Genomic DNA, 19669 nt, shown 5'->3' with positions numbered 1-19669 from the left:
GCGGCGCTTTTGCGTTCCTGCGCTGCGACGAAACGATCGCGCACCCCGTCGGCGGTGCGACGGCTGGCGTCGGCGCGCGCTTGGGTGTAGAGGCGCGGCGCAATGACTGAAACCATGAACCACCCCACCCGGATCGACGCCGCCCCGAAAATCGGCATGGTCAGCCTCGGCTGCCCCAAGGCGCTCGTTGATTCCGAACGCATCCTGACCAAGCTGCGCGCCGATGGCTATGCCATGTCTCCCGATTATGCGGGCGCGGACGTGGTGCTGGTCAACACTTGCGGCTTTCTCGATTCGGCGAAGGAGGAAAGCCTGGAGGCGATCGGTGAGGCGATGGCCGAAAACGGCCGCGTCATCGTGACGGGCTGCATGGGCAATGAGGCCGAGGCCATCCGCGCACGATTTCCCGACATCCTTGCGGTGACCGGCGCGCATCAGTATGAGCAGGTGGTCAGTGCAGTGCACGATGCCGCGCCCGCCGCGCGCGGTCCGTTCGTGGATCTCGTGCCGCAGCCCGATATCAAGCTGACGCCGCGGCATTATTCCTATCTCAAGATTTCGGAAGGGTGCAATCATTCGTGCGCCTTCTGCATCATTCCGTCGCTGCGCGGAAAGCTCAGCAGCCGCCGGATCGATGCCGTCCTGCGCGAGGCGGAAAAGCTCGTCGCCGCGGGCACGAAGGAACTGCTCGTCATCAGCCAGGACACCTCGGCCTATGGCGTGGACGTCCGGCACGAGGAACGCCAGTGGCACGGCGAAACCGTGCGGACCCACATGACCGACCTCGCCCGCGAACTGGGCCAGCTGCGCACGGGCGATGACATGGCGCCGTGGGTGCGGCTGCATTACGTCTATCCCTATCCGCATGTCGATCAGGTCATCCCGCTCATGGCCGAAGGGCTGGTGACGCCCTATCTCGACATTCCGTTCCAGCATGCCAGCCCGTCGGTGCTGAAGGCCATGAAGCGCCCCGCGAACGAGGCAAAGGTGCTCTCCCGCCTCGCCAAATGGCGCGAAATCTGTCCCGACATCACCGTGCGCAGCAGCTTCGTGGTCGGCTTTCCGGGTGAGACGGAGGATGATTTCCGCTATTTGCTCGACTGGCTGGAGGAAGCGCAGCTCGACCGGGTGGGCGGCTTCCGCTTCGAACCTGTCGAGGGCGCGGAGGCCAACACGCTGCCCGGCGCGGTGGCCGAAGAGGTCAAGGAAGAACGCTACGCCCGGTTGATGGAAGTGACCGAGCGGATCAGCGCCGCCAAATTGCAGGCGAAGATCGGCCGCACGCTCCCCGTCATCATCGACGAGATCGGCGAACCGGACGAGGACGGCGACATCGGCGCCACCGCACGCAGCCAGTCCGACGCGCCCGACATCGACGGCCACGTCTATCTCCGCAACGTATCGCCCGCGCTGGTGCCCGGCGATATCGCCATGGCCAGCGTCGAGGATGCCGACGCGCACGATCTGTTCGGTTTCATCCCCGAATAACCGCGCGCCAACGACCCAGCGCGGCGCAGGGCGCGTTCACGGCCCTGGTTTCGACGATATTGGTTTGACGGCGACGGGGGCTGCGGGCATCACCCCCGCATGGCCAGCACCGATCGCATCTATACCGCCGCGCTCATCGTCATCGGCGATGAAATCCTGTCCGGGCGCACCCATGACAAGAATATCGCGCAGGTGGCCAGCTGGCTTCAGGTGCAGGGCATCCGCCTTGCCGAGGTGCGCGTGGTCGCCGACACCATGGATGCCATCGCCGAGGCGGTGAATACGCTGCGCGCGCGCAACGATTACCTGTTCACCACCGGCGGCATCGGCCCCACCCACGATGATATTTCGGTCGATGCGGTGGCCCGCGCACTGGGCGTCGAGGTGGTGATTCATCCCGAAGCCCGCGCAACGCTGGAACGCTATTACGCGGACAAGGGCGGTCTGAACGAAGGGCGCCTGCGCATGGCGCGCGTGCCGCAAGGCGCCGATCTCATTCCGAACGAACGGTCCGGCGCGCCGGGGATCCGCGTCGGCAACGTGTTCATGATGGCGGGCGTCCCGCATATCACCGCGGGCATGCTCGACGCGTTGACCGGCACGCTCGAAGGGGGCGCGCCGCTCATCTCCGAGACGGTCGGCGGCTGGATCCCGGAAAGCGAGGTCGCGGTCCTCCTGCGTGAGGTCGAGAAGGCCCACGAAAATTGCCAGATCGGAAGCTATCCGTTCTTTCGCGAAGGGCGCGTCGGTGCGAATTTCGTGATCCGCTCCACCGACGCGGACGATCTCGCCAGCTGTATGGATACGCTATGCGAGGGGCTGGGCGAGCTTGGCTACGATTTCACGCCGGGCGGCATCTGAACCGGCCTCAGCGGTCGTCTTCCCGAATTTCGCGATCATGCTCGATATCCTCGCGCAACTCGGCCGCGCCCGCGTCGGCGCGGCGCTCCTGCGCGGCCGTTTCGTTCTTTCGATTGTTCGCGCGTGAATACAGAAGCGCCAGCAGCAAGAGCAGCGGCCCCCCGATCACGACGATAAGCCAGACGGTTGGCATGGATATATCCTTCGTTTGTGTCGTTGTGCCTGATCAACGGGTGTGGCGCTGCTTCTTTCCCGAACGAACGTAGCGGCTAGCAGCGCAGGCCCCGTCGGCACCCCGGCGCGCATGAAAAAGGCCGGCGGAAACGCATTCCGCCGGCCTCGTTCATTCAGGCATTGTCGCAGGAGCGATCAGGCGCCCTCGACCTCCGCCGTGTCGATCTTCAGGCCCGGGCCCATCGACGACGACATGGCGACCTTGCGGACGTACTTGCCCTTCGCACCCGACGGCTTCGCCTTGACGATCGCGCTCACCAGAGCGTCGAAATTCGCCTTCAGCTGTTCGTCGGTGAAGGACATCTTGCCGATGCCGGAGTGGATGATGCCGGCCTTTTCGACGCGGAATTCGACCTGGCCGCCCTTGGCGTCCTTGATGGCCTGTTCCACGTTCGGGGTCACGGTGCCGAGCTTCGGGTTCGGCATCAGCCCCTTGGGACCGAGCAGCTTGCCGAGACGGCCGACGACGCCCATCATGTCCGGGGTCGCGATCACGCGGTCATAGTCGAGATTGCCGGCCTGCATGTCTTCCATCAGGTCTTCGGCACCGACCTTGTCGGCCCCGGCGGCGGTCGCCTTGTCGGCATTGTCGCCGCGCGCGAAAACCGCGACCTTCACGTCCTTGCCGGTGCCCGAGGGCAGCGACACCATGCCGCGCACCATCTGATCGGCGTGGCGCGGATCGACGCCCAGGTTCATCGCGACCTCGACGGTCTCGTCGAACTTCGTCGTCTTCACATCGCGCAGCGTCTGCAGCGCCTCGTCCACGCCGTACAGCTTTTCAGCGTCCAGCTTTTCGTTGAGCATCTTCTGCTTCTTGGTCAGCTTGGCCATGGGTTCAGCCCTCCACCACTTCGAGACCCATCGAACGCGCGCTGCCTTCGATGATCTTGGTTGCCTGGTCGATGTCGTTCGCGTTGAGATCGGCCATCTTCTGTTCGGCGATGGCGGACAGCTCGCTGCGCTTGATGGTTCCGGCCGAAACCTTGCCCGGCTCCTTCGAACCCGACTTCAGCTTCGCAGCCTTCTTGAGGAGGAAGGACGCGGGCGGCGTCTTCGTCGTGAAGGTGAACGAACGGTCGGCATAGACGGTGATGATCGTGGGGATCGGCATCGCCTTTTCCATGTCCTGCGTGGCGGCATTGAACGCCTTGCAGAATTCCATGATGTTCACGCCGCGCTGACCCAGCGCCGGGCCGATCGGGGGCGACGGGTTGGCGGCGCCGGCGGGCACCTGCAACTTGATGTAACCGGTAATTTTCTTGGCCATGGGGCCACTCCTTTTTTCACACTGTCGGGCGCCCACGGGACGCCGTCATGTTAAGCGGTCAGACAGAAGACGAGCGCCTTCCTCCCGCATTCATCCCCGCCGGTTTTCGTCCCGGACGGGAAATCCCTTACTTGGAAAGCTCGACCTGTTCGAAGTCGAGTTCCACAGGCGTCGCGCGGCCGAAGATGGACACGCTGACCTTGACCTTGTTCTTGTCGAAATCGAGTTCCTCGACCACGCCGTTGAAGCTCGCGAACGGGCCGTCGAGCACCTTGACCGAATCGCCGATCTCGTAATCGACGTCGATTTCGCGCTTGGGCGCGGCGGCCATTTCGTCGCGCTGGCCGAAATAACGGGCCGCTTCCTTCTCGCTGATGGCCTGCGGCTTGTTGTTGGTGCCGAGAAATCCGGTGACCTTGGGCGTGTTCTTGACGAGGTGATAGACATCGTCGTTCATCGCCAGCTTGGCGAGGACGTAACCGGGCATGAACTTGCGCTCGGTCTGTACCTTCTTGCCGCGCTTGACCTCGGTCACGGTTTCGGTGGGAACCTCGACCGCCTCGACCAGCTGGTCGAGACCTGTCCGTTCCGCCTCGGCGAGGATCGATTCCTTCACCTTGTTCTCGAAACCCGAATAGGCGTGGATGATATACCAGCGAGCCATCAAAAAATCCTGTCCTTAACCGTGTCGCGCGTCAGGCCAGCGTCAGCAGCCAGCGCACCACCGCGCCGAACAGCGAATCGATGCCCAGGAAGAACACCGACAGGATCAGCATCATGATCCCGACGAAGATCGCCGTGGTGACGGTTTCCTGCCGGGTCGGCCAGACGACCTTGGACCCTTCGGCCCGTACCTGCCGGATGAATTCGCCGGGGCTGGTCTTCGCCATTTGCGTGTTCCTCGCGCGGTTGAAATTGCCGGGTTCTCGCCAAGGGTTCATCGCCGCCCCGGCCGCATGGTCGGGGAGAGGCGATCTATTCCCATGTCGGAAAAACGTGTTGCCCCATAACCGGCCCTTTGCCCGAACGCAAGGGGTGCGCCGCGCGCGGTTTACCGCACAAAGGATCGCGCGCGATCGTCCCGCGGGCCGCATCGGTGCAAAAATTGCAATGCGTGCTTCCCTTCGCGCATGCCAACCGATAGCACTTGCAACCAATCGTTACAAACAGGGGTCAAGGGACAATTATGAGCGCAGCACCGCCCTCCACCGCACTGATCGACCGGGTCACCAATATCTCCGACTTCATCTGGGGCGGCAGCTGGGACGGGGTCGAAGTCATTCCGATCCCGCCGATGGTGATCGTCCTGCTCGGCATCGGCCTGTGGATCATGATCGGGCTGCGCTTCTACCCCATCGTGAAGCTGGGCAGCGCGATCACCGGCCTGTTCCGCGGCCGCAAGACCGCCGGCGAGATCAGCCCGTTCGCCGCATTGTCCACCGCATTGTCGGGGCAGGTCGGCACCGGCAATCTCGCGGGCGTGGCCACGGCCATTGCACTCGGCGGGCCGGGGGCGGTGTTCTGGATGTGGATCACCGCGCTCGTCGGCATGGCGCTGGGCTTTGCCGAAGGGTCGCTCGCCATCCGCTACCGCGAAAAGACGCCCGATGGCACGTGGCGCGGCGGTCCGATGACCTATATCACGCAAGGGCTTGGCCCCAAATGGACGTGGCTGGCGATCCTGTTCTGCCTCGGCACGCTGTTTTCCGCGCTCGTGACCGGCAATTCGATCCAGTCGAACGAGGTGGCAAGCGGCCTCAACGAATTGTTCGGCATCGAACGCTGGCTCGGCGGGATCATCGTCGCGGTTGCGGTGTTCGTCGTCATCATCGGCGGGATCAAGTCGATCGGCTCCATCGCCGAAAAGGTCGTGCCGTTCATGGCGGCGGCCTATATCGCGATGGCGCTCGTCGCGCTGATCCTCAATTTCACCGACCTTCCCGAAACCTTCGGGCGCATCTTTGCCGGCGCATTCAACACGCAATCGGCATCGGGCGGCTTTGCCGGCGCGGCGATCATCATCGCCATTCGTGCCGGCGTCGCGCGCGGGCTGTTCTCGAACGAAAGCGGCCAGGGTTCGACCCCCATCGCCCACGCCGTCGCACAGACCGACGATCCGGAGCAGCAGGGCCGCATGGCGATGCTGGGCACGTTCATCGATACCATCGTGATCTGCACGATGACGGCGCTCGTGATCCTCACCGTGGAGGGGAATTTCACCCATACGCTGGCCGACGGCACGGTCGAACAGGTGCGCCACGTGTGGCAATCCGACCTCGGCACGACGCAGCTTTCGGGCTTCGTCACCACCTCCGGGGCGTTCGCGGCGGCGTTTCCCTATGCGATCGGCGGCATTCCGCTCGGCACGCTGATCGCGTCGGTGGCGCTGATCCTGTTCGTGTTCACGACGCTTCTGACGTGGAGCTATTATGGCGAGCGGGCGATCACCTTCATCTACGACCGCATTCCGGGGGCGAGCGCGGGGGGCGAGAAGATCCTGCACATCATCTGGCGCGTGATCTGGTGCATCGGCATCTATGTCGGCGCGACGCAGCCTTCGCAGCTCGTCTGGCGGCTGGGCGACATTTCCAATGCGGCGATGGCATTGCCGAACCTCATCGCGCTGGCGGCGCTGTCGGGCGTGGTCTTCGCGCTGGCCCGCGGCAATCGCACGGCGGGCAAGGACCACCATATCGATCCGCGCGACGATTGATCGCAATACGGATGACGGGGATACGGGCCGCGGCGGAAATGATACGCCGCGGCCCGTTTTCGTTGGTCTCTTCGTCCTACTGCACCGGTTCGACGGGCAGGGATACGCCCGTCTGCAATTCGATCCACGCACTGCGCAGTGCCTCCATCTTGGCACGGATCGCCGGCTTTTCGCTTTCCCCGGCCTGGGCAAGCTGCACCTGCATCTGCACGAGCACCATCGGAATGCGCAAATCGTCGCGCTCGCGTTGCAGCGCATCGGCCTTGCCCACCGCCGTCACCACGAGGCTCAGCCCGGCCTCGAACGAACAGAGCTGGTGATACTGATTCCGAGCCATCCGCCGACCTCGGCCTGGTTCTGCATCAGGAGAGCAAGCTCGGACTGACAAAAGGCGCTTGAACGGTCGATCAGTATGTTGGCGAGCCGGTCGCGCTCCACCGGGCTGTCCGCCGCCCGTCGTTAAGCCAGTTGGCCCTCGCCACCGATGAATCTCATGCAGTTGAGATTGACGGCGCCGGGCCGCGCCTCGTTCTCTCGACGGCGGAGAAACACATCGGAACGCGGCGTATCGACGGTACAGGTGCGTCCATTCGCGTTCCTGTCGTCATGGGTTGGGCAATACTGATAGGCGCCAGCGACAATCGGCTGCACCCGCGCCGCGCCCTCGTTGATGCAAGCCGTCAGGAAAAGCGATGCCCCGCCGTAGGTGGACACGGGCGGCTCGGGCAGCATCATCCGATACGACCCGGAAGACGGCGCAGGACGCCATCGCCGGCCTTGGCGCGAAACAATCCGGCGATGAACGGGAAACTGGCAGGAGTGGCAGGATTCGAACCCGCGGCCCTCGGTTTTGGAGACCGATGCTCTACCAACTGAGCTACACTCCTGCAGGTGGTGGCTCCTCTATCGCCTTACCGCCGGGCTGACAAGCATTCAGTGCTCGAAAATCATGACCATGCCGCCCCGACGGGTGACACGTGCGCAGCCATGCGCCATTATCGCAGGCCATGACCCGAACGCTCACCTCCGACCACACCGGGATCATCGACCCGCAATTGCTGCTCCTCGCCTATCGCAGCGGGGTCTTTCCCATGGCGGATGCGCGTGATGATCCCGAAATCATGTGGATCGAACCGCGCGAACGGGCGATCATCCCGTTGAACGCGCTGCACGTGTCGCGCTCGCTCGCGCGGACGTTGCGGCGCGAACGGTTCCGCGTGACCTGCAATGCGGCGTTTGCCGACGTGGTCGATGCATGCGCCGCGCCGCGGCCTGACCCGGACAACGAAGATGGCGAAAGCTGGATCAGCCACCGGATCGCGGCGAGCTACCGCCTGCTCCATCGCCAGGGACACGCCCATTCCTTCGAATGCTGGCAGGACGGGCGGCTGGTCGGCGGGCTTTACGGCGTGGCGTTCGACCGGGTGTTCTGCGGCGAATCGATGTTCAGCCGGGTCTCCGACGCATCGAAGGTCGCGCTGTGCTGGCTCGTCGCGGCGATGCGGGCCGCGGGCCTGGAATTGCTCGATTGCCAATTCATGACGAGCCATCTGGAAAGCATGGGGGCGGTGCCGCTCCCCCAATCGCAATATCTGGAACTGGTGCGACAGGCATCGCGCGCCGGCGACGACCACGCCACGTTGCCGGAAGGTTATTCCTCGCTCGTGTCCGGCTCTTCCTCGCCGGGGAAGGACATTGCGCAATCCTTGACCCAGACATCGTAGATCGGATGTTCGACCACGTTCAGTGACGGGCTGTTCTTGAACAGCCAGCCGGAAAAGACGCGGCGGAAACGCGGATTGTCGTCGTCGCTTTCGGGCGTCTTGGTCAGGAATTGCACGAAGGCGCCGGTTTCCGGCTGCGCCTCCCACGGGGCGGTGCGTTCGCATGCGCGCAGGCGGATGACGACATCGTCGACCCGCTCCTGCTCCCCCGGCGAAAGCGTAATGTCGCGCGTGATATTGTTGCGCTTGTTAAGCAGGCCGATCGTCGCGACGCGTTCCGCCATCGGCGTCCCGCCCGGCAGGTCGAGATCCGCCGCCATGTCGCCATCATCGGCCGAAATCATCTCGTTCTCGTCGGTCGAGGACTGCGGCGGGGTGGGCGATGGCGCAGGTTCGGCCGTCTCGGTCTCGGCGTCCTCGCCGGGGGCATCCGCGCCGTCGCAAGCCGACAGCGCAAGCCCCGCGCAGCCGAGCCACAGCCATGCGAGCCGGACCGGGCTGCGAATCACTGGTCGGGCGACCATGCTTCGTAATCGCCGGTCGCCTTGGCGCGCACGCCGCCCTGCTCCAGCGCGCCCTTGGGGCGGTATGCGTCCAGCGTGCCGGTCCGGTTGGGCGTGTAATCCACCTCCCAGATACGCGACGGCGGAAGATGGCTTTCGGGCACGCCATCGAAACTGCCGTGCAGCCAGCCATGCCATTCGGACGGCACCCGGCTCGCGTCATTGGCGCCTTCGTAGATGACCCAGCGGCGTTCGCGTCCGCGGGCATCGGGCTTTTTCGCGCGGAAATAGCGATTGCCCTGCGCATCGGTGCCGACCTGTTCGCCGTGTTTCCAGCTATCGAACAGCGTGCCGATGGTGGCGCCGTCCCACCAGGTGAAGATCTTGGAAAGAATGCTCATCGTGCCTGTCCGATTAGCGGCATGTGACGCGGCGCGCAACACGCCATCGCGCCCCATGAAACCGCGCTATTGCCCCGGCGCGCGCCAGTCGATCGCGTCGCCCGGCGAAAGGCCCAGTTCCGCCGCGCGTCCCCCGGCCAGTTCGAGGACGCCCACGACCGCCCCTTGCGACGGGATCGGATCCAGAGAATAGGGCACCGCATCGGCGGCAATGGATTCGATCGTGCGGTCGGGCGCGATGAAGATGAGGTCGAGCGGAATGACCGTGTTCTTCATCCAGAAGCTGCGCTGCTGCGGCGTCCCATTCGGGAACAGCATGCCTTCGTCAGGACCGAGTTCGGTGCGGAACATCAGGCCCTTGCGCTGATCCTCGTCGCTCGCCGCATATTCGACGGTGAAACGATGCGTCCGCCCGCCCGATTCAATGGTGAGGGGAACGAGCGGCAGCCCCGATTCGGCATGGACCGCGCTTTGCTGCGTCGCGGCGCTGCGCTCGGTCTGCGCGTCGCCGGGGGCGGAGCAGGCACCGAGCGTCAGCGCGACACCGGCGAAAAGAGCGAAACCTTTGCGCATTCGTCAATCCTCGAAACTGTGCACCGGGCCATCCACGCCATCGTCGAGCGCGCTGGCCCAGTCGCGCGCCGATTCCATGTCGCTCGCATCGACCAGATTGCGCGCGCTGTCCAGCGAATGCCCGGCACGCAGCATGGCGGCGACCTGTTTTTCGCGCACCGCCCGGTCCGCAGGCGGCACGCCGTCGCGCGCGAAGGGGCCGAAATGTTTCTTTTCCGCCATGCGCAGCGCGGCGGCACGCGCCTCGCCGGGGGCGATCCCCGCGCGGTCGCCCGCGGCCACACCCGCGGCGTCGAGCGCGGCATTCACCCGCCGCCCGCCATATCCGCGGCGCAGCAGGCTGCCCGATTTGGCGCGCGCGAATTCCTCGTCATTGACCCATCCGTTGGCGACGAATTTCGCGACCAGCGCGTCGATGTCCGGCGTCTCCTCCCCCTCGGCAAGGCCACGCTCGCGCAATTTGCGGCGACAGTAATCGTGCAGCTTGCGCGCCGTCGTCGCGAAACGCGCGACATAGGCCAGAGCCATTTCGTTCAATCGCTGATTGGTGAGCGGGCTTGGCGGCGGCCTTGGCACTCTTGCGCGTTGGCGCTGGCGTGGATAACGGGCGCTTTCGTCTTTCATCGTGCCATAATCGTGCCACACTGCCGCTGGAATGGGAACGTCGGTCGCTGCAATTATTTGCCCGGCAAGCGAATTTCGGGCAAACCGCATACGGGACCGGTGGGAGAGGACGACACGGACGCCGGTTTCATACGGCGTTCAGCGGTCGATAGGCTAAGGCCGGATGATGAAGAACATACTGGACGGGAAAAGCTACAGCGTCATGACGCACAACGCCGGGGCCGGGACCCGTGAAACTTCCGAATTGACGCCCACGCCGAACGATGATGCGCTGCCGCGTCGTTTCGCCGATTTCGCGACCTTCGCCGATGCGATCGACTATGCGGCGCAAGGGGTTCGCGGGCTCAATTTTCACGATGCGCGCGGGCGCCTGCTGCGGCCCTACCCGTTTTCCGAATTGCGGAGCGATGCGCTGGCCATGGCGCACAGGCTCGTCGCCGACGGGGTGAAACCGGGCGACCGGGTCGCGCTGATCGCCGAAACCGGGGCGGAATTCGCCGCGCTGTTCTGCGGCGCGATCTATGCGGGCGCGTGGCCGGTGCCGCTGCCGCTCCCGACGAGCTTTGGCGGCAAGGACAGCTATATCGACCAGCTCGCCGTCCAATTGTCGAGCAGCGACCCGCTCGTCCTGTTCTACCCCGCGGAAATCGCGCAGATGACCGAGGCCGCGTGCGAGCGTCAGGGCGTGCGCGGCATTGCCTGGTCCGATTTTGCGACGCGCGACGTGGTCGAAGGGCCGCTTCCCACGCTCGACCCGGACGATATCTGCTATCTTCAATATTCGAGCGGATCGACCCGTTTCCCGCACGGCGTCGCGGTGACGCACCGGGCGCTGCTCAACAATCTGGCTTACCATTCGCACGGCATGCAGGTCACCGACGGCGACCGCTGCATCAGCTGGCTGCCGTGGTATCACGACATGGGGCTGGTCGGCTGTTTCCTCTCGCTCATCGCGAACCAGGTGTCCGGCGATTACCTCAAGACCGAGGATTTCGCCCGCCGTCCGCTTGCCTGGCTCGATCTCATCAGCCGGAATGCCGGCACGACGCTCTCCTATTCGCCGACCTTCGGGTACGACATCTGCGCCCGCCGCATTTCGAGCCAGTCTTCGGTCGCCGACCGGTTCGACCTGTCGCGCTGGCGCGTGGCGGGCAATGGCGCGGACATGATTCGGCCCGACGTGATGCAGAATTTCGTCAACGCCTTTGCCGATGCCGGTTTCCGGGCGCAGGCGTTCAACCCCAGCTACGGCCTCGCCGAGGCCACGCTCGCCGTGACCATCATGCCGCCGGGCGAAGGCATCCGGGTGGAGCTGGTCGAAGAGGAACGGCTTTCGGGCAGCCCGCGCGACCTGTCGCGCCCGGCCCGGTATCGTGCCATCGTCAATTGCGGCAAACCCGTGCGTGACATGGACGTCGAAATCCGCGGCGAGGATGGCAAGCCGCAACGCGATCACGTCATCGGCAAGGTGTGGTGCCGCGGCCCGTCGGTCATGCACAGCTATTTCCGCGACGAGGAGGCGACCGATGCCTGTCTCGTCGATGGCTGGCTCGACACCGGCGACATGGGATACATGGCGGACGGCTATCTGTTCATCGTGGGCCGCGCGAAGGACATGATCATCATCAACGGCAAGAACCACTGGCCGCAGGATATCGAATGGGCAGTCGAACAATTGCCCGGTTTCCACCAGGGCGACATCGCCGCCTTCTCGGTCGAGACGAAGGATGGCGAGGAAGCACCCGCCGTGCTGGTCCATTGCCGCGTATCGGATCCCGATGAGCGCGTGCGCCTGCGCGATACTATCCGCGACAAGGTGCGCTCCATCACCGGCATGAACTGCGTCGTGGAACTCGTGCCGCCCAAGAGCCTGCCGCGCACGAGCAGCGGCAAGCTCAGCCGGGCGAAGGCGAAGAAGCTCTACCTCGAAGGCGAGATCGAACCCTACGCCATCGCGGCCTGAGCGCAGGATGACCGAGGGAACGCCGGAACCGCGGCGTTCCCCCCGGTCATGAGGGCACCGTCACCACGACAGTATCACGCAGCCGGCGGCGTCTCCGCCTCCTCCAAAATCACCGTATCGACGGGCGCCCATGTCGCGGTCACATTCGCGCCCCCGCCCGTCCGTTCGACGACGCGCACCGCCGGCGACAGCCGCTCCCGCACGGCGGCGATATTCTCCTCGCCCCCCGATAGCGCGATCGGCGCGTCGATCCTTTGCCCCGCCCAGCCGATGAGCGCGATGGCATCGCGGCCCGCATCCGTCGGCGCCCCGTCCTCAAACGTCACCTCCGGTAGCGCGCGGGCCGGCGGGATCAGCTCGATCCGCCATTCGGGCACGCTTTGCGCGATGCGCCGTTCGAGCTGCCGATAGGCCGACAGCGTCGCCCCGTCGAGCGGGCGCGCACGGACCGTGGCCCGGCGGCGATCCCGGTCGATCAGCACGTCGTCCCCCGAAACCCCCGCGATGAGCGCCATCCGCTCCGTCAGATCCTGCACCGTGCGGTCGCTCGCGGCCCGCTCCTGTGCATTGGCGGCGGCGATCTGCGCTTCCTCCGCCGCGGTGGCGCTGGTGCCGACGCGGAACTGGTCGAGCTGCAAGGTGACCGGCGCCTCCAGCAAGCGGTTGGAGCCGGCGGATCGAGCGTTCCTCCGCCCCGTTCTCGATCTCCGGGGTGAGCACGGTCGCGGTGATGCGGATGGGGTCGGACTTGAAATCGATGTCGATCTGCGACACGCGCGCCGCATCGGGAAACGCATCGAGGATCGCCCCGTTGACGAGCCGCTGCGAATTGGCCTCCCACGCGATCTGACGCAGCGACAGGGCAAGCGGGATGACGAGCGCGATGAACGCCGCCACGACGATGAAATCCTGCAGCCGGGTCTTGTTCTCCGACAGATTCGCGCGAAACCCGTAAAGCCGCGCCATGATCATCGCGGTCAGCGCAATGGTGACAAGGTTCGTCACGTAGAGCAGCAGCGCGCCCGAAAACACGGTCCAGTTCCACGTCGCCAGCCCGAACCCCACCACGGCCAGCGGCGGCATCAACGCCGTCGCGATGGCGACGCCGACGATCGTGCCCGCCCGCCCGCGGATCATCGCATAGGCGCCCGCCATGGCGGAAAACAGCGCCACGAGCAGGTCGAACAGATTGGGCCGCGTGCGGCTGGCGATTTCGGGGGTCACCGTCTGCAACGGCGAGAGCACCACGATCAGCCCGCAAAACGCAATCGACAGCACCGACCCGATGACGAGCGCGCGCAAAGCCTTGCGCAGCCAGTTGTAATCCCCCGTCGACAGCGCGAAGCCCAGCCCGATGATCGGCCCCATGAGCGGCGAAAGCAGCATCGCGCCGATGACCACCGCCGGCGATGACAGCAACAGGCCGAGCACCGCAATGCCCGCCGACATGGCCAGCATGAACAAATAGCGCGCGGACATGATCGCCTCTTCGCGCCGTTCCTCGATCACCGCGCCCTGATCGACCGAGGCGACCACGGAATGGCGCCACCACAGCCGCCAAGACAGCAGCACGCCCTGAAAACTTTCGCGCGATTTTTCGATCGCGTCGGATTGATCGACCACTCGAATCTCCGTTGCCGCGCACGGGATATGGCGCGCGAATTGACGGGCATTTATCGCGGGCGCACGGCCCGTGTCCATCCGCGCGCACCCGACCGGCACAAAAACGCGGTTGCGACGTTCCGATACACAGATGGATGAAAAGGCATTTTACGGGCTCGACCCCTATCACGTCACGCTGGCGACGGCCGGGGCGGCAATTATCCTCGCCTATTGGCTGCCCCGCTATTTCTCCAATCGGGAACCGGCCGCATCGGCGCTGCTGATCGGACTGGGCATGGCGGGATTTGCGCTCATCCCCGGATTGCCCGATGTCGTCGACCCGCGCACATCGCCGCGCTTCTGGGAATTGACGAGCGAGATGGCGGTCATCATCGCGCTGTTCGGTGCGGGGATAAAGATCGACTGCGTCACCAATCTGGAGCGGTGGAAACCGACGATCCGGCTGCTGGTCATCGCCATGCCGCTCACCATTGCGGCGATCGCGCTGCTGGGCTGGGCGGCGGCGGGGCTGACCGTGGCGGGCGCGGTCCTGCTGGGCGCGGTGCTGGCGCCGACGGACCCGGTGCTGGTAGGCGATATTCAGGTCGGCCCGCCCACCGAAGGCGGCGAACATCCGGTGCGCTTTGCGCTGACCGCCGAGGCCGGGCTGAATGACGGGCTGGCGTTTCCGTTCGTCTATCTCGGCCTGCTGCTCGGTGCGACGGGCATTCCGTCTGCTGGCGAATGGCTGCAATGGCTGGCGCTCGACGTGGTCTATCGCATCGCGGTGGGCGCGCTGGGCGGGATTGCGGTCGGCTGGCTGCTGTCGCGGTTCCTTTTCGCGATGCCGCGGGGCAATCCGCTGGCAAAGACGGGTTCGGCGGTCCTTGCGCTTGCGGGCGTGCTCTTTTCCTACGGCATCACCGAGCTGGTGGAAGGTTACGGATTTATCGCGTGTTTTGCCGCCGGTGCGACCCTGCGCCGGGTGGAGCAGGATCACGAGTTTCATGGCCGGCTGCATGCGTTCAACGAATCGATCGAGCATGGGCTGACCGCCATTCTGCTCGTGCTGGTCGGCGGGCTTTTCCCGGTACTCGTGGGAGAATTGAGCTGGACCACCGCGCTCATCGCGGCTGCGCTCATCTTCGTCATCCGGCCCGCGGCGGGCATGCTGGCGCTGCTCGGCACGGGGATGAAGGGGCGCGACAGGCTCGTGGTCGCGGCCTATGGCGTGCGCGGGATCGGTTCGATCTACTATCTGGGCTATGCCGCCGCGCATATCGAGTTCGACAACGAGGGCGAGCTTTGGGCGATCGTCACACTTGCCATCCTGCTGTCGGCGGTGGTGCACGGCCTGACCGCGGGCGCGGCGGTGGAACGCGCCGAAACCGAGGAGGATACAGGGCACGGCGCGCTGCCGTTCTGATCCCGGCGCGGCATGCTGCAATGCGATAAATTTGCCCCGGCGGCTTCACATCGCGGGCACGGCCCTTATTGCAGAGGGTAATGACCCAGACGAATCAGAACGCCGCCTTCCCCTCCGCCGAAGCGGATCTCGAACTCTGGCCGATCGGCAATTGCCAGGCTTCGGCACTGGTCGATCGTTTCAGCACGTTTGCCTGGGCCTGCCTGCCCCGGATCGACGGCGATCCGATCTTCTCCTCGCTCGTCGATACGCAGGATGATCCCGCGGCGGCGAAGGGGTTCTGGAAAATCGCGCTCGAAGGCGGGCGCGTGGTGCGGCAATCCTATATCCGCAACACGCCGATCCTGAAGACCGAGTTTGCCGACGATGACGGCAATGCGATGGAAGTGCTCGATTTCTGCCCCCGCTTTCGGGACAAGGGCCGCATGTATCGCCCGGTCGCCTTCGTGCGGATCGTGCGCCCCACGGCGGGCAGCCCGCGCATGCGCATGGCGCTCCGCCCCGCGAGCGAATGGGGCGCGAAACAGCCGGAGCGCAGTTTCGGGTCGAGCCACATCACCTATCGCCACCCCGCCATGGCGATGCGGATGACCACCGACGCGCCGGTCGGGCTGGTGCAACAGGAAACGCCGTTCCGCCTTGAAAAGCAGATGCATTTCTTCTTCGGCCCGGACGAAAGCTTCTCCACCTCGCTGTCGAGCGGGATCGGCGACATGCTGGCCCGCACGGCGGACGAGTGGCGTCACTGGGTCCGCGGGCTTGCCATCCCCTTCGAATGGCAGGACGCGGTCATTCGCGCGGCCATCGGCCTCAAGCTGTGTCAGCACGAGGATACGGGCGCCATCGTCGCGGCGATGACGACATCCATCCCCGAACATGCGGACAGCGGCCGCAACTGGGACTATCGCTATTGCTGGATCCGCGATGCCTATTACACGGTGCAGGCATTGAACCGCATCGGCGCGCTCGACGTGCTGGAAAGCTATCTCGGCTATCTACGCAATATCGTCGACAGCGCGCAGGGCGGGCATATTCAGCCGCTCTACGACGTGCGCGGCAATGCCGAACTGCTGGAATGGGAGGCGGAGCATCTCGCCGGCTATCGCGGGATGGGACCGGTGCGGGTCGGCAACGACGCCTGGCGGCAGATTCAGCATGACGCCTACGGGCAGATCGTGCTGTCATCGGCGCAGGCCTTTGCCGACAATCGCCTGCTGCGCATTTCGGGGGCGGAGGATTTCGCCTCGCTCGAACGGGTGGGGGAACGCGCGCTCAAGGTGTGGAACACGCCCGATGCGGGACTGTGGGAATTGCGCAATTCCAAGCATATCCACACCTATTCCGCGGCGATGTGCTGGGCCGCGGCGGACAGGCTCGCCCACGCGGCGCAGCAGCTCGGCCTCGATGAGCGGGAGCAATACTGGATGGGTCACGCCGCGACCATGCGCGACGAGATCATGGCTCGCAGCTGGAACGCGGAAACAGGCGCCATCGCCGCCACCTTCGACGGGGACGAGCGCGACGCCAGCCTGCTGCAACTGCTCGACCTCCGGTTCATCTCCAAGGATGACGAGAAGTTTCATTCGACGCTCGCCGTGCTGGAAAAGGCGCTGCGCCGGGGCGACAACATGCTGCGCTACGACACGCAGGACGATTTCGGCCTGCCGCATACCGCGTTCAACGTCTGCACCTTCTGGCTGATCGAGGCGCTGCATCTCACCGGGCGCAAGGAAGAGGCGCGGACCTTGTTCGAGACGATGCTGGCCCGCCGCACCGGGGCCGGCATGCTGAGCGAGGATATCGAGCCGAACACGCTCGAGCTATGGGGCAATTATCCGCAGACCTATTCGCTGGTCGGGATCATCAATTGCGCGGTCATGCTCACGAAAAGCTGGAACGAATATCGCTGATCCGCTCCAGCTTTCGTAACGCGTCAGATGGCGTCGTTGCCGGCCTCGCCGACGGATTGAATGTCGCGGCCCGCGCCCTTGATGGTGTTGCATGCGGTCAGGCCGAAGGCGAGTGCGCCAAGGGCGGCGATCATTACGGTCTTGCGAATCATGATGGGTCATATCCAATCAATTGATGAGACGACTGGCATAGCCTTCAGCGACATGAACCCAAAGCGAACGATGCGGCGCGCGTTGCCGGCACCGCGTTTCGCTTGAATCATGTGTCTTACACCGCTAATACAGTGGATCGAAACCGGGCGCGGCGCGCCCAAGCCGACAGGATGACCATGGCCGACACCAAGACCGCCACCGCCGACGAGCTGACGCTGGAGGCGCCCGCGCCCGTTCCCGAGGTGAAGCCCGAAAAGGCGGCCGGGCTGGTCCCTGTATCGGAGGAGAAGAAATCGAAGCTCGATGAAAAGGTCGACGATTTTGTCTCCGGCCTCATCGCCGAGGACGCCAATTCGCCCGAATTCGGCAAGAAGGTCGACCAGCTCACCAATATGGGCCGCAAGGAGATCGCCGCGGCGGCGGGGCAATCGAACCGCTTTCTCGACCGGCCGGTCCGCGCGATGGACAAGGATACGGGCGTCGGCAACGATCTTGCCGAATTGCGCCGGACGGTGGAGGAGCTGGACCCCGGCCGGCAGGGCAAGCTGTCGGGTCCGCGCAAGATTCTGGGCATCATCCCCTTCGGCAACAAGCTGAAGAACTATTTCGACAGCTATACCTCGTCCCAAGGGCATATTCAGGCGATTCTGGGCCGGCTCGCATCGGGCAAGGACGAATTGCTGATGGACAATGCCGCCATCGACGTGGAGCGGCAGAAGCTGTGGGCCGCGATGGGCGATCTGGAGCAGATGATCCATATTTCGAAGACGCTGGACGCCCGGCTGGAGGAAGCGGCGAACGATCTCGACATTTCCGATCCCGCCAAGGCGAAGGCGATCCGCGAAACGGCGCTGTTCTACACGCGGCAGCGCACGCAGGATCTGCTCACCCAGATGGCGGTATCGGTACAGGGCTATCTTGCGCTCGACCTTGTCAAAAAGAACAATGTCGAGCTGGTGAAGGGCGTCGACCGGGCCAGCACGACCACCGTCGCGGCGCTGCGCACCGCCGTCACCGTCGCGCAGGCCATGACGAATCAGCGTCTCGTGCTCGGCCAGATCACCGCATTGAACGAAACGACCGCGGGCCTCATCGACAGCACGGGCACGCTCCTGCGCGAACAGACCGGCAAGATCCACGAACAGGCCGCGTCGAGCACGATCCCGCTCGAAACGCTCCAGCGCGCGTTTCAGAATATCTATGACACGATGGACAATATCGACACGTTCAAGCTGAAGGCATTGGACAGCATGAAGCAGACCGTCGACACGCTGTCCGACGAGGTGGAAAAATCGCGCGGCTATATCGCGCGGGCCGAAGGCGCCTCGCAGGCGCAGATAGAGACCGCCGCCTCCCCGCTGAGCATCGAGGGCTGATGGCCGACAGCACGCACGAGGCCGACCGGATCATGTCCGGCGCGCGGCAAAGCCTCGCCGACAATCGCGCGGGCGGGCGCCGGCGTTCGATCGGCGAGGGTTCCGCCCGGCTGAAGGCGAAACACGCGAAATCGCGGCTGACGCGGATATTCGTCGCGGTGTTCGCCATCGTCATCGCGGCGATGGGGATCGGGCTGTTCGTGGGCGCGCTGGGGTTCGAGGGGCTTTTCCTCACCGTGCTGGCCATCATCGTCGTCATGGCCGTGTTGTGGAAGTTCCCCAAGATGGACATGCCGCGCCGCGAAACATTGTCGCGCGGCGATCTGCGGCAGACGGTCGCGCGGACGGAGCTGTGGCTCGAGGGGAAGCGGGCCGCCCTGCCCGCCCCGGCGGTGCCTATCCTCGACACCATAGGGGCGCAACTTGACGGGCTGGGCGTGCAGATGGAGGGGCTCGACGAAAACACGCCCGCCATGCGCGAGGTGCGCAAGCTCGTCACCGAACATCTGCCCGAAATGGTGTCGAGCTATACCGCGATACCCCCGCATCTGAGGCAGGATGCGCGCGACGGCGGCACCACGCCCGCACAGCAGGTCACCGATGGGCTTTCGCGGATCAGCGCCGAGATCGACAGCGTGACCCGGCAACTCGCCGAGGGGGCGATCGACGATCTCGCCATTCGCACGAAATTTCTCGACTACCGCTATGGTCAGGATGTCGCCGCCCTGCCCGATGCATCGGCGACCGCACTGGGCGCGGACAATGGTGTGCCCTTGACGGATGCGGGCGCACGCGGCACCGCGCTTCCGTCGGCGACCGACCCGACCGACCGAACAAGGAATTGAACT

The 19669-nt window shown here is 64.9% G+C and carries 23 protein-coding genes and 1 tRNA gene; 9 read left to right on the top strand and 15 right to left on the bottom strand.

Annotated elements, in window-relative coordinates; all coding sequences use genetic code 11:
• The first annotated feature begins 102 nt into the window (after positions 1-102).
• The gene (gene rimO, locus JD971_RS10240; protein ID WP_236672043.1) at positions 103-1488 is read left to right on the top strand and encodes a 30S ribosomal protein S12 methylthiotransferase RimO; all 1386 of its coding nucleotides are present in this window, start codon (positions 103-105) and stop codon (positions 1486-1488) included.
• Between the two features lie 99 nt (positions 1489-1587).
• Complete coding sequence (locus JD971_RS10235; RefSeq protein ID WP_202083146.1) at positions 1588-2349, top strand: molybdopterin-binding protein; 762 nt, start codon at positions 1588-1590, stop codon at positions 2347-2349.
• Positions 2350-2356: 7 nt separating this feature from the next.
• Here JD971_RS10235 and JD971_RS10230 read toward each other — a convergent pair whose 3' ends face one another.
• The 5 genes from JD971_RS10230 to secE all read right to left on the bottom strand — a co-directional run bounded on the left by JD971_RS10230 (position 2357) and on the right by secE (position 4743).
• On the bottom strand, positions 2357-2542 hold the full coding sequence (locus tag JD971_RS10230) for a hypothetical protein (RefSeq protein ID WP_202083144.1): 186 nt from the start codon (positions 2540-2542) through the stop codon (positions 2357-2359).
• 176 nt (positions 2543-2718) lie between these two features.
• Positions 2719-3417: a 50S ribosomal protein L1 gene (gene rplA / locus JD971_RS10225; RefSeq protein ID WP_202083142.1), complete on the bottom strand. Its 699-nt coding sequence runs from the start codon at positions 3415-3417 to the stop codon at positions 2719-2721.
• A 4-nt stretch (positions 3418-3421) separates the two neighbouring features.
• Complete coding sequence (gene rplK, locus JD971_RS10220) at positions 3422-3853, bottom strand: 50S ribosomal protein L11 (RefSeq protein ID WP_202083140.1); 432 nt, start codon at positions 3851-3853, stop codon at positions 3422-3424.
• 127 nt (positions 3854-3980) lie between these two features.
• A complete protein-coding gene (gene nusG, locus JD971_RS10215; RefSeq protein WP_202083138.1) occupies positions 3981-4517 on the bottom strand; it encodes a transcription termination/antitermination protein NusG in 537 nt (178 codons plus the stop codon).
• A gap of 31 nt (positions 4518-4548) precedes the next feature.
• Positions 4549-4743 (bottom strand): preprotein translocase subunit SecE, encoded by a 195-nt coding sequence (secE, locus tag JD971_RS10210; protein WP_202083137.1) that lies wholly within the window; start codon positions 4741-4743, stop codon positions 4549-4551.
• A 296-nt stretch (positions 4744-5039) separates the two neighbouring features.
• On the opposite strand from secE, the gene JD971_RS10205 reads away from it, so the two are divergent.
• Positions 5040-6566, top strand: coding sequence for a sodium:alanine symporter family protein (locus JD971_RS10205; protein WP_202083135.1), 1527 nt, complete (start codon positions 5040-5042; stop codon positions 6564-6566).
• 76 nt (positions 6567-6642) lie between these two features.
• Here JD971_RS10205 and JD971_RS10200 read toward each other — a convergent pair whose 3' ends face one another.
• The 3 genes from JD971_RS10200 to JD971_RS10190 form a co-directional block, all read right to left on the bottom strand.
• Positions 6643-6903 carry a hypothetical protein gene (locus tag JD971_RS10200; protein ID WP_202083133.1) on the bottom strand — a complete coding sequence of 87 codons (261 nt, stop codon included), beginning with the start codon at positions 6901-6903 and terminating at the stop codon, positions 6643-6645.
• A 122-nt stretch (positions 6904-7025) separates the two neighbouring features.
• On the bottom strand, positions 7026-7301 hold the full coding sequence (locus JD971_RS10195) for a hypothetical protein (protein ID WP_202083131.1): 276 nt from the start codon (positions 7299-7301) through the stop codon (positions 7026-7028).
• 76 nt (positions 7302-7377) lie between these two features.
• Positions 7378-7453 (bottom strand) — tRNA-Trp (locus JD971_RS10190).
• Positions 7454-7573: 120 nt separating this feature from the next.
• On the opposite strand from JD971_RS10190, the gene aat reads away from it, so the two are divergent.
• Positions 7574-8290: a leucyl/phenylalanyl-tRNA--protein transferase gene (gene aat / locus JD971_RS10185; protein ID WP_202083129.1), complete on the top strand. Its 717-nt coding sequence runs from the start codon at positions 7574-7576 to the stop codon at positions 8288-8290.
• Here aat and JD971_RS10180 read toward each other — a convergent pair.
• The 4 genes from JD971_RS10180 to JD971_RS10165 all read right to left on the bottom strand — a co-directional run bounded on the left by JD971_RS10180 (position 8218) and on the right by JD971_RS10165 (position 10295).
• Complete coding sequence (locus JD971_RS10180) at positions 8218-8799, bottom strand: DUF2155 domain-containing protein (protein ID WP_236672042.1); 582 nt, start codon at positions 8797-8799, stop codon at positions 8218-8220. The two genes, aat and JD971_RS10180, sit on opposite strands and share 73 nt — an antisense overlap.
• A complete protein-coding gene (locus JD971_RS10175) occupies positions 8796-9194 on the bottom strand; it encodes an NADH:ubiquinone oxidoreductase subunit NDUFA12 (protein ID WP_202083127.1) in 399 nt (132 codons plus the stop codon). Before JD971_RS10175 ends, JD971_RS10180 begins: the two co-directional genes overlap by 4 nt.
• Before the next feature lie 66 nt (positions 9195-9260).
• Positions 9261-9767 carry a DUF192 domain-containing protein gene (locus JD971_RS10170; RefSeq protein ID WP_202083125.1) on the bottom strand — a complete coding sequence of 169 codons (507 nt, stop codon included), beginning with the start codon at positions 9765-9767 and terminating at the stop codon, positions 9261-9263.
• Positions 9768-9770: 3 nt separating this feature from the next.
• A complete protein-coding gene (locus JD971_RS10165; RefSeq protein ID WP_236672391.1) occupies positions 9771-10295 on the bottom strand; it encodes a regulatory protein RecX in 525 nt (174 codons plus the stop codon).
• A gap of 298 nt (positions 10296-10593) precedes the next feature.
• On the opposite strand from JD971_RS10165, the gene JD971_RS10160 reads away from it, so the two are divergent.
• The gene (locus tag JD971_RS10160; protein WP_202087547.1) at positions 10594-12354 is read left to right on the top strand and encodes a fatty acyl-AMP ligase; all 1761 of its coding nucleotides are present in this window, start codon (positions 10594-10596) and stop codon (positions 12352-12354) included.
• A 74-nt stretch (positions 12355-12428) separates the two neighbouring features.
• Here the strand turns inward: JD971_RS10160 and JD971_RS10155 are convergent, their stop codons facing one another.
• A complete protein-coding gene (locus JD971_RS10155) occupies positions 12429-12680 on the bottom strand; it encodes a hypothetical protein (RefSeq protein ID WP_202083122.1) in 252 nt (83 codons plus the stop codon).
• Complete coding sequence (locus tag JD971_RS10150) at positions 12670-13977, bottom strand: TIGR00341 family protein (protein ID WP_202083121.1); 1308 nt, start codon at positions 13975-13977, stop codon at positions 12670-12672. The genes JD971_RS10155 and JD971_RS10150 overlap by 11 nt, the downstream gene beginning before the upstream one ends.
• A gap of 130 nt (positions 13978-14107) precedes the next feature.
• On the opposite strand from JD971_RS10150, the gene JD971_RS10145 reads away from it, so the two are divergent.
• Positions 14108-15382, top strand: a complete 1275-nt coding sequence (locus JD971_RS10145; RefSeq protein ID WP_202083120.1) for a sodium:proton antiporter — start codon at positions 14108-14110, stop codon at positions 15380-15382.
• Positions 15383-15462: 80 nt separating this feature from the next.
• Positions 15463-17292 (top strand): glycoside hydrolase family 15 protein, encoded by a 1830-nt coding sequence (locus tag JD971_RS10140; RefSeq protein WP_202083119.1) that lies wholly within the window; start codon positions 15463-15465, stop codon positions 17290-17292.
• A gap of 23 nt (positions 17293-17315) precedes the next feature.
• On the opposite strand, the gene JD971_RS10135 is transcribed toward JD971_RS10140, so the two are convergent.
• A complete protein-coding gene (locus tag JD971_RS10135) occupies positions 17316-17444 on the bottom strand; it encodes an entericidin A/B family lipoprotein (protein WP_202083117.1) in 129 nt (42 codons plus the stop codon).
• Positions 17445-17621: 177 nt separating this feature from the next.
• Between JD971_RS10135 and JD971_RS10130 the strand changes: the two genes are divergently transcribed.
• Complete coding sequence (locus JD971_RS10130; protein ID WP_202083115.1) at positions 17622-18821, top strand: toxic anion resistance protein; 1200 nt, start codon at positions 17622-17624, stop codon at positions 18819-18821.
• Positions 18821-19666: a hypothetical protein gene (locus tag JD971_RS10125; protein ID WP_202083113.1), complete on the top strand. Its 846-nt coding sequence runs from the start codon at positions 18821-18823 to the stop codon at positions 19664-19666. Before JD971_RS10130 ends, JD971_RS10125 begins: the two co-directional genes overlap by 1 nt.
• Positions 19667-19669: the final 3 nt, after the last annotated feature.

Origin of the sequence: Croceicoccus sp. YJ47, from assembly GCF_016745095.1 — a bacterium.
Taxonomy (GTDB): domain Bacteria; phylum Pseudomonadota; class Alphaproteobacteria; order Sphingomonadales; family Sphingomonadaceae; genus Croceicoccus.
This window is presented reverse-complemented; position numbering and strand designations above follow the sequence as displayed.

Excerpts from the sequence above, each read along its gene's own strand:
- rimO (WP_236672043.1), top strand. The coding sequence starts at position 103 with ATGACTGAAACCATGAACCACCCCACCCGGATCGACGCCGCCCCGAAA.
- JD971_RS10235 (WP_202083146.1), top strand. The coding sequence starts at position 1,588 with ATGGCCAGCACCGATCGCATCTATACCGCCGCGCTCATCGTCATCGGC.
- JD971_RS10230 (WP_202083144.1), bottom strand. The coding sequence starts at position 2,542 with ATGCCAACCGTCTGGCTTATCGTCGTGATCGGGGGGCCGCTGCTCTTG.
- rplA (WP_202083142.1), bottom strand. The coding sequence starts at position 3,417 with ATGGCCAAGCTGACCAAGAAGCAGAAGATGCTCAACGAAAAGCTGGAC.
- rplK (WP_202083140.1), bottom strand. The coding sequence starts at position 3,853 with ATGGCCAAGAAAATTACCGGTTACATCAAGTTGCAGGTGCCCGCCGGC.
- nusG (WP_202083138.1), bottom strand. The coding sequence starts at position 4,517 with ATGGCTCGCTGGTATATCATCCACGCCTATTCGGGTTTCGAGAACAAG.
- secE (WP_202083137.1), bottom strand. The coding sequence starts at position 4,743 with ATGGCGAAGACCAGCCCCGGCGAATTCATCCGGCAGGTACGGGCCGAA.
- JD971_RS10205 (WP_202083135.1), top strand. The coding sequence starts at position 5,040 with ATGAGCGCAGCACCGCCCTCCACCGCACTGATCGACCGGGTCACCAAT.
- JD971_RS10200 (WP_202083133.1), bottom strand. The coding sequence starts at position 6,903 with ATGGCTCGGAATCAGTATCACCAGCTCTGTTCGTTCGAGGCCGGGCTG.
- JD971_RS10195 (WP_202083131.1), bottom strand. The coding sequence starts at position 7,301 with ATGATGCTGCCCGAGCCGCCCGTGTCCACCTACGGCGGGGCATCGCTT.
- aat (WP_202083129.1), top strand. The coding sequence starts at position 7,574 with ATGACCCGAACGCTCACCTCCGACCACACCGGGATCATCGACCCGCAA.
- JD971_RS10175 (WP_202083127.1), bottom strand. The coding sequence starts at position 9,194 with ATGAGCATTCTTTCCAAGATCTTCACCTGGTGGGACGGCGCCACCATC.
- JD971_RS10170 (WP_202083125.1), bottom strand. The coding sequence starts at position 9,767 with ATGCGCAAAGGTTTCGCTCTTTTCGCCGGTGTCGCGCTGACGCTCGGT.
- JD971_RS10165 (WP_236672391.1), bottom strand. The coding sequence starts at position 10,295 with ATGGCTCTGGCCTATGTCGCGCGTTTCGCGACGACGGCGCGCAAGCTG.
- JD971_RS10160 (WP_202087547.1), top strand. The coding sequence starts at position 10,594 with ATGACGCACAACGCCGGGGCCGGGACCCGTGAAACTTCCGAATTGACG.
- JD971_RS10145 (WP_202083120.1), top strand. The coding sequence starts at position 14,108 with ATGGATGAAAAGGCATTTTACGGGCTCGACCCCTATCACGTCACGCTG.
- JD971_RS10140 (WP_202083119.1), top strand. The coding sequence starts at position 15,463 with ATGACCCAGACGAATCAGAACGCCGCCTTCCCCTCCGCCGAAGCGGAT.
- JD971_RS10135 (WP_202083117.1), bottom strand. The coding sequence starts at position 17,444 with ATGATTCGCAAGACCGTAATGATCGCCGCCCTTGGCGCACTCGCCTTC.
- JD971_RS10130 (WP_202083115.1), top strand. The coding sequence starts at position 17,622 with ATGGCCGACACCAAGACCGCCACCGCCGACGAGCTGACGCTGGAGGCG.
- JD971_RS10125 (WP_202083113.1), top strand. The coding sequence starts at position 18,821 with ATGGCCGACAGCACGCACGAGGCCGACCGGATCATGTCCGGCGCGCGG.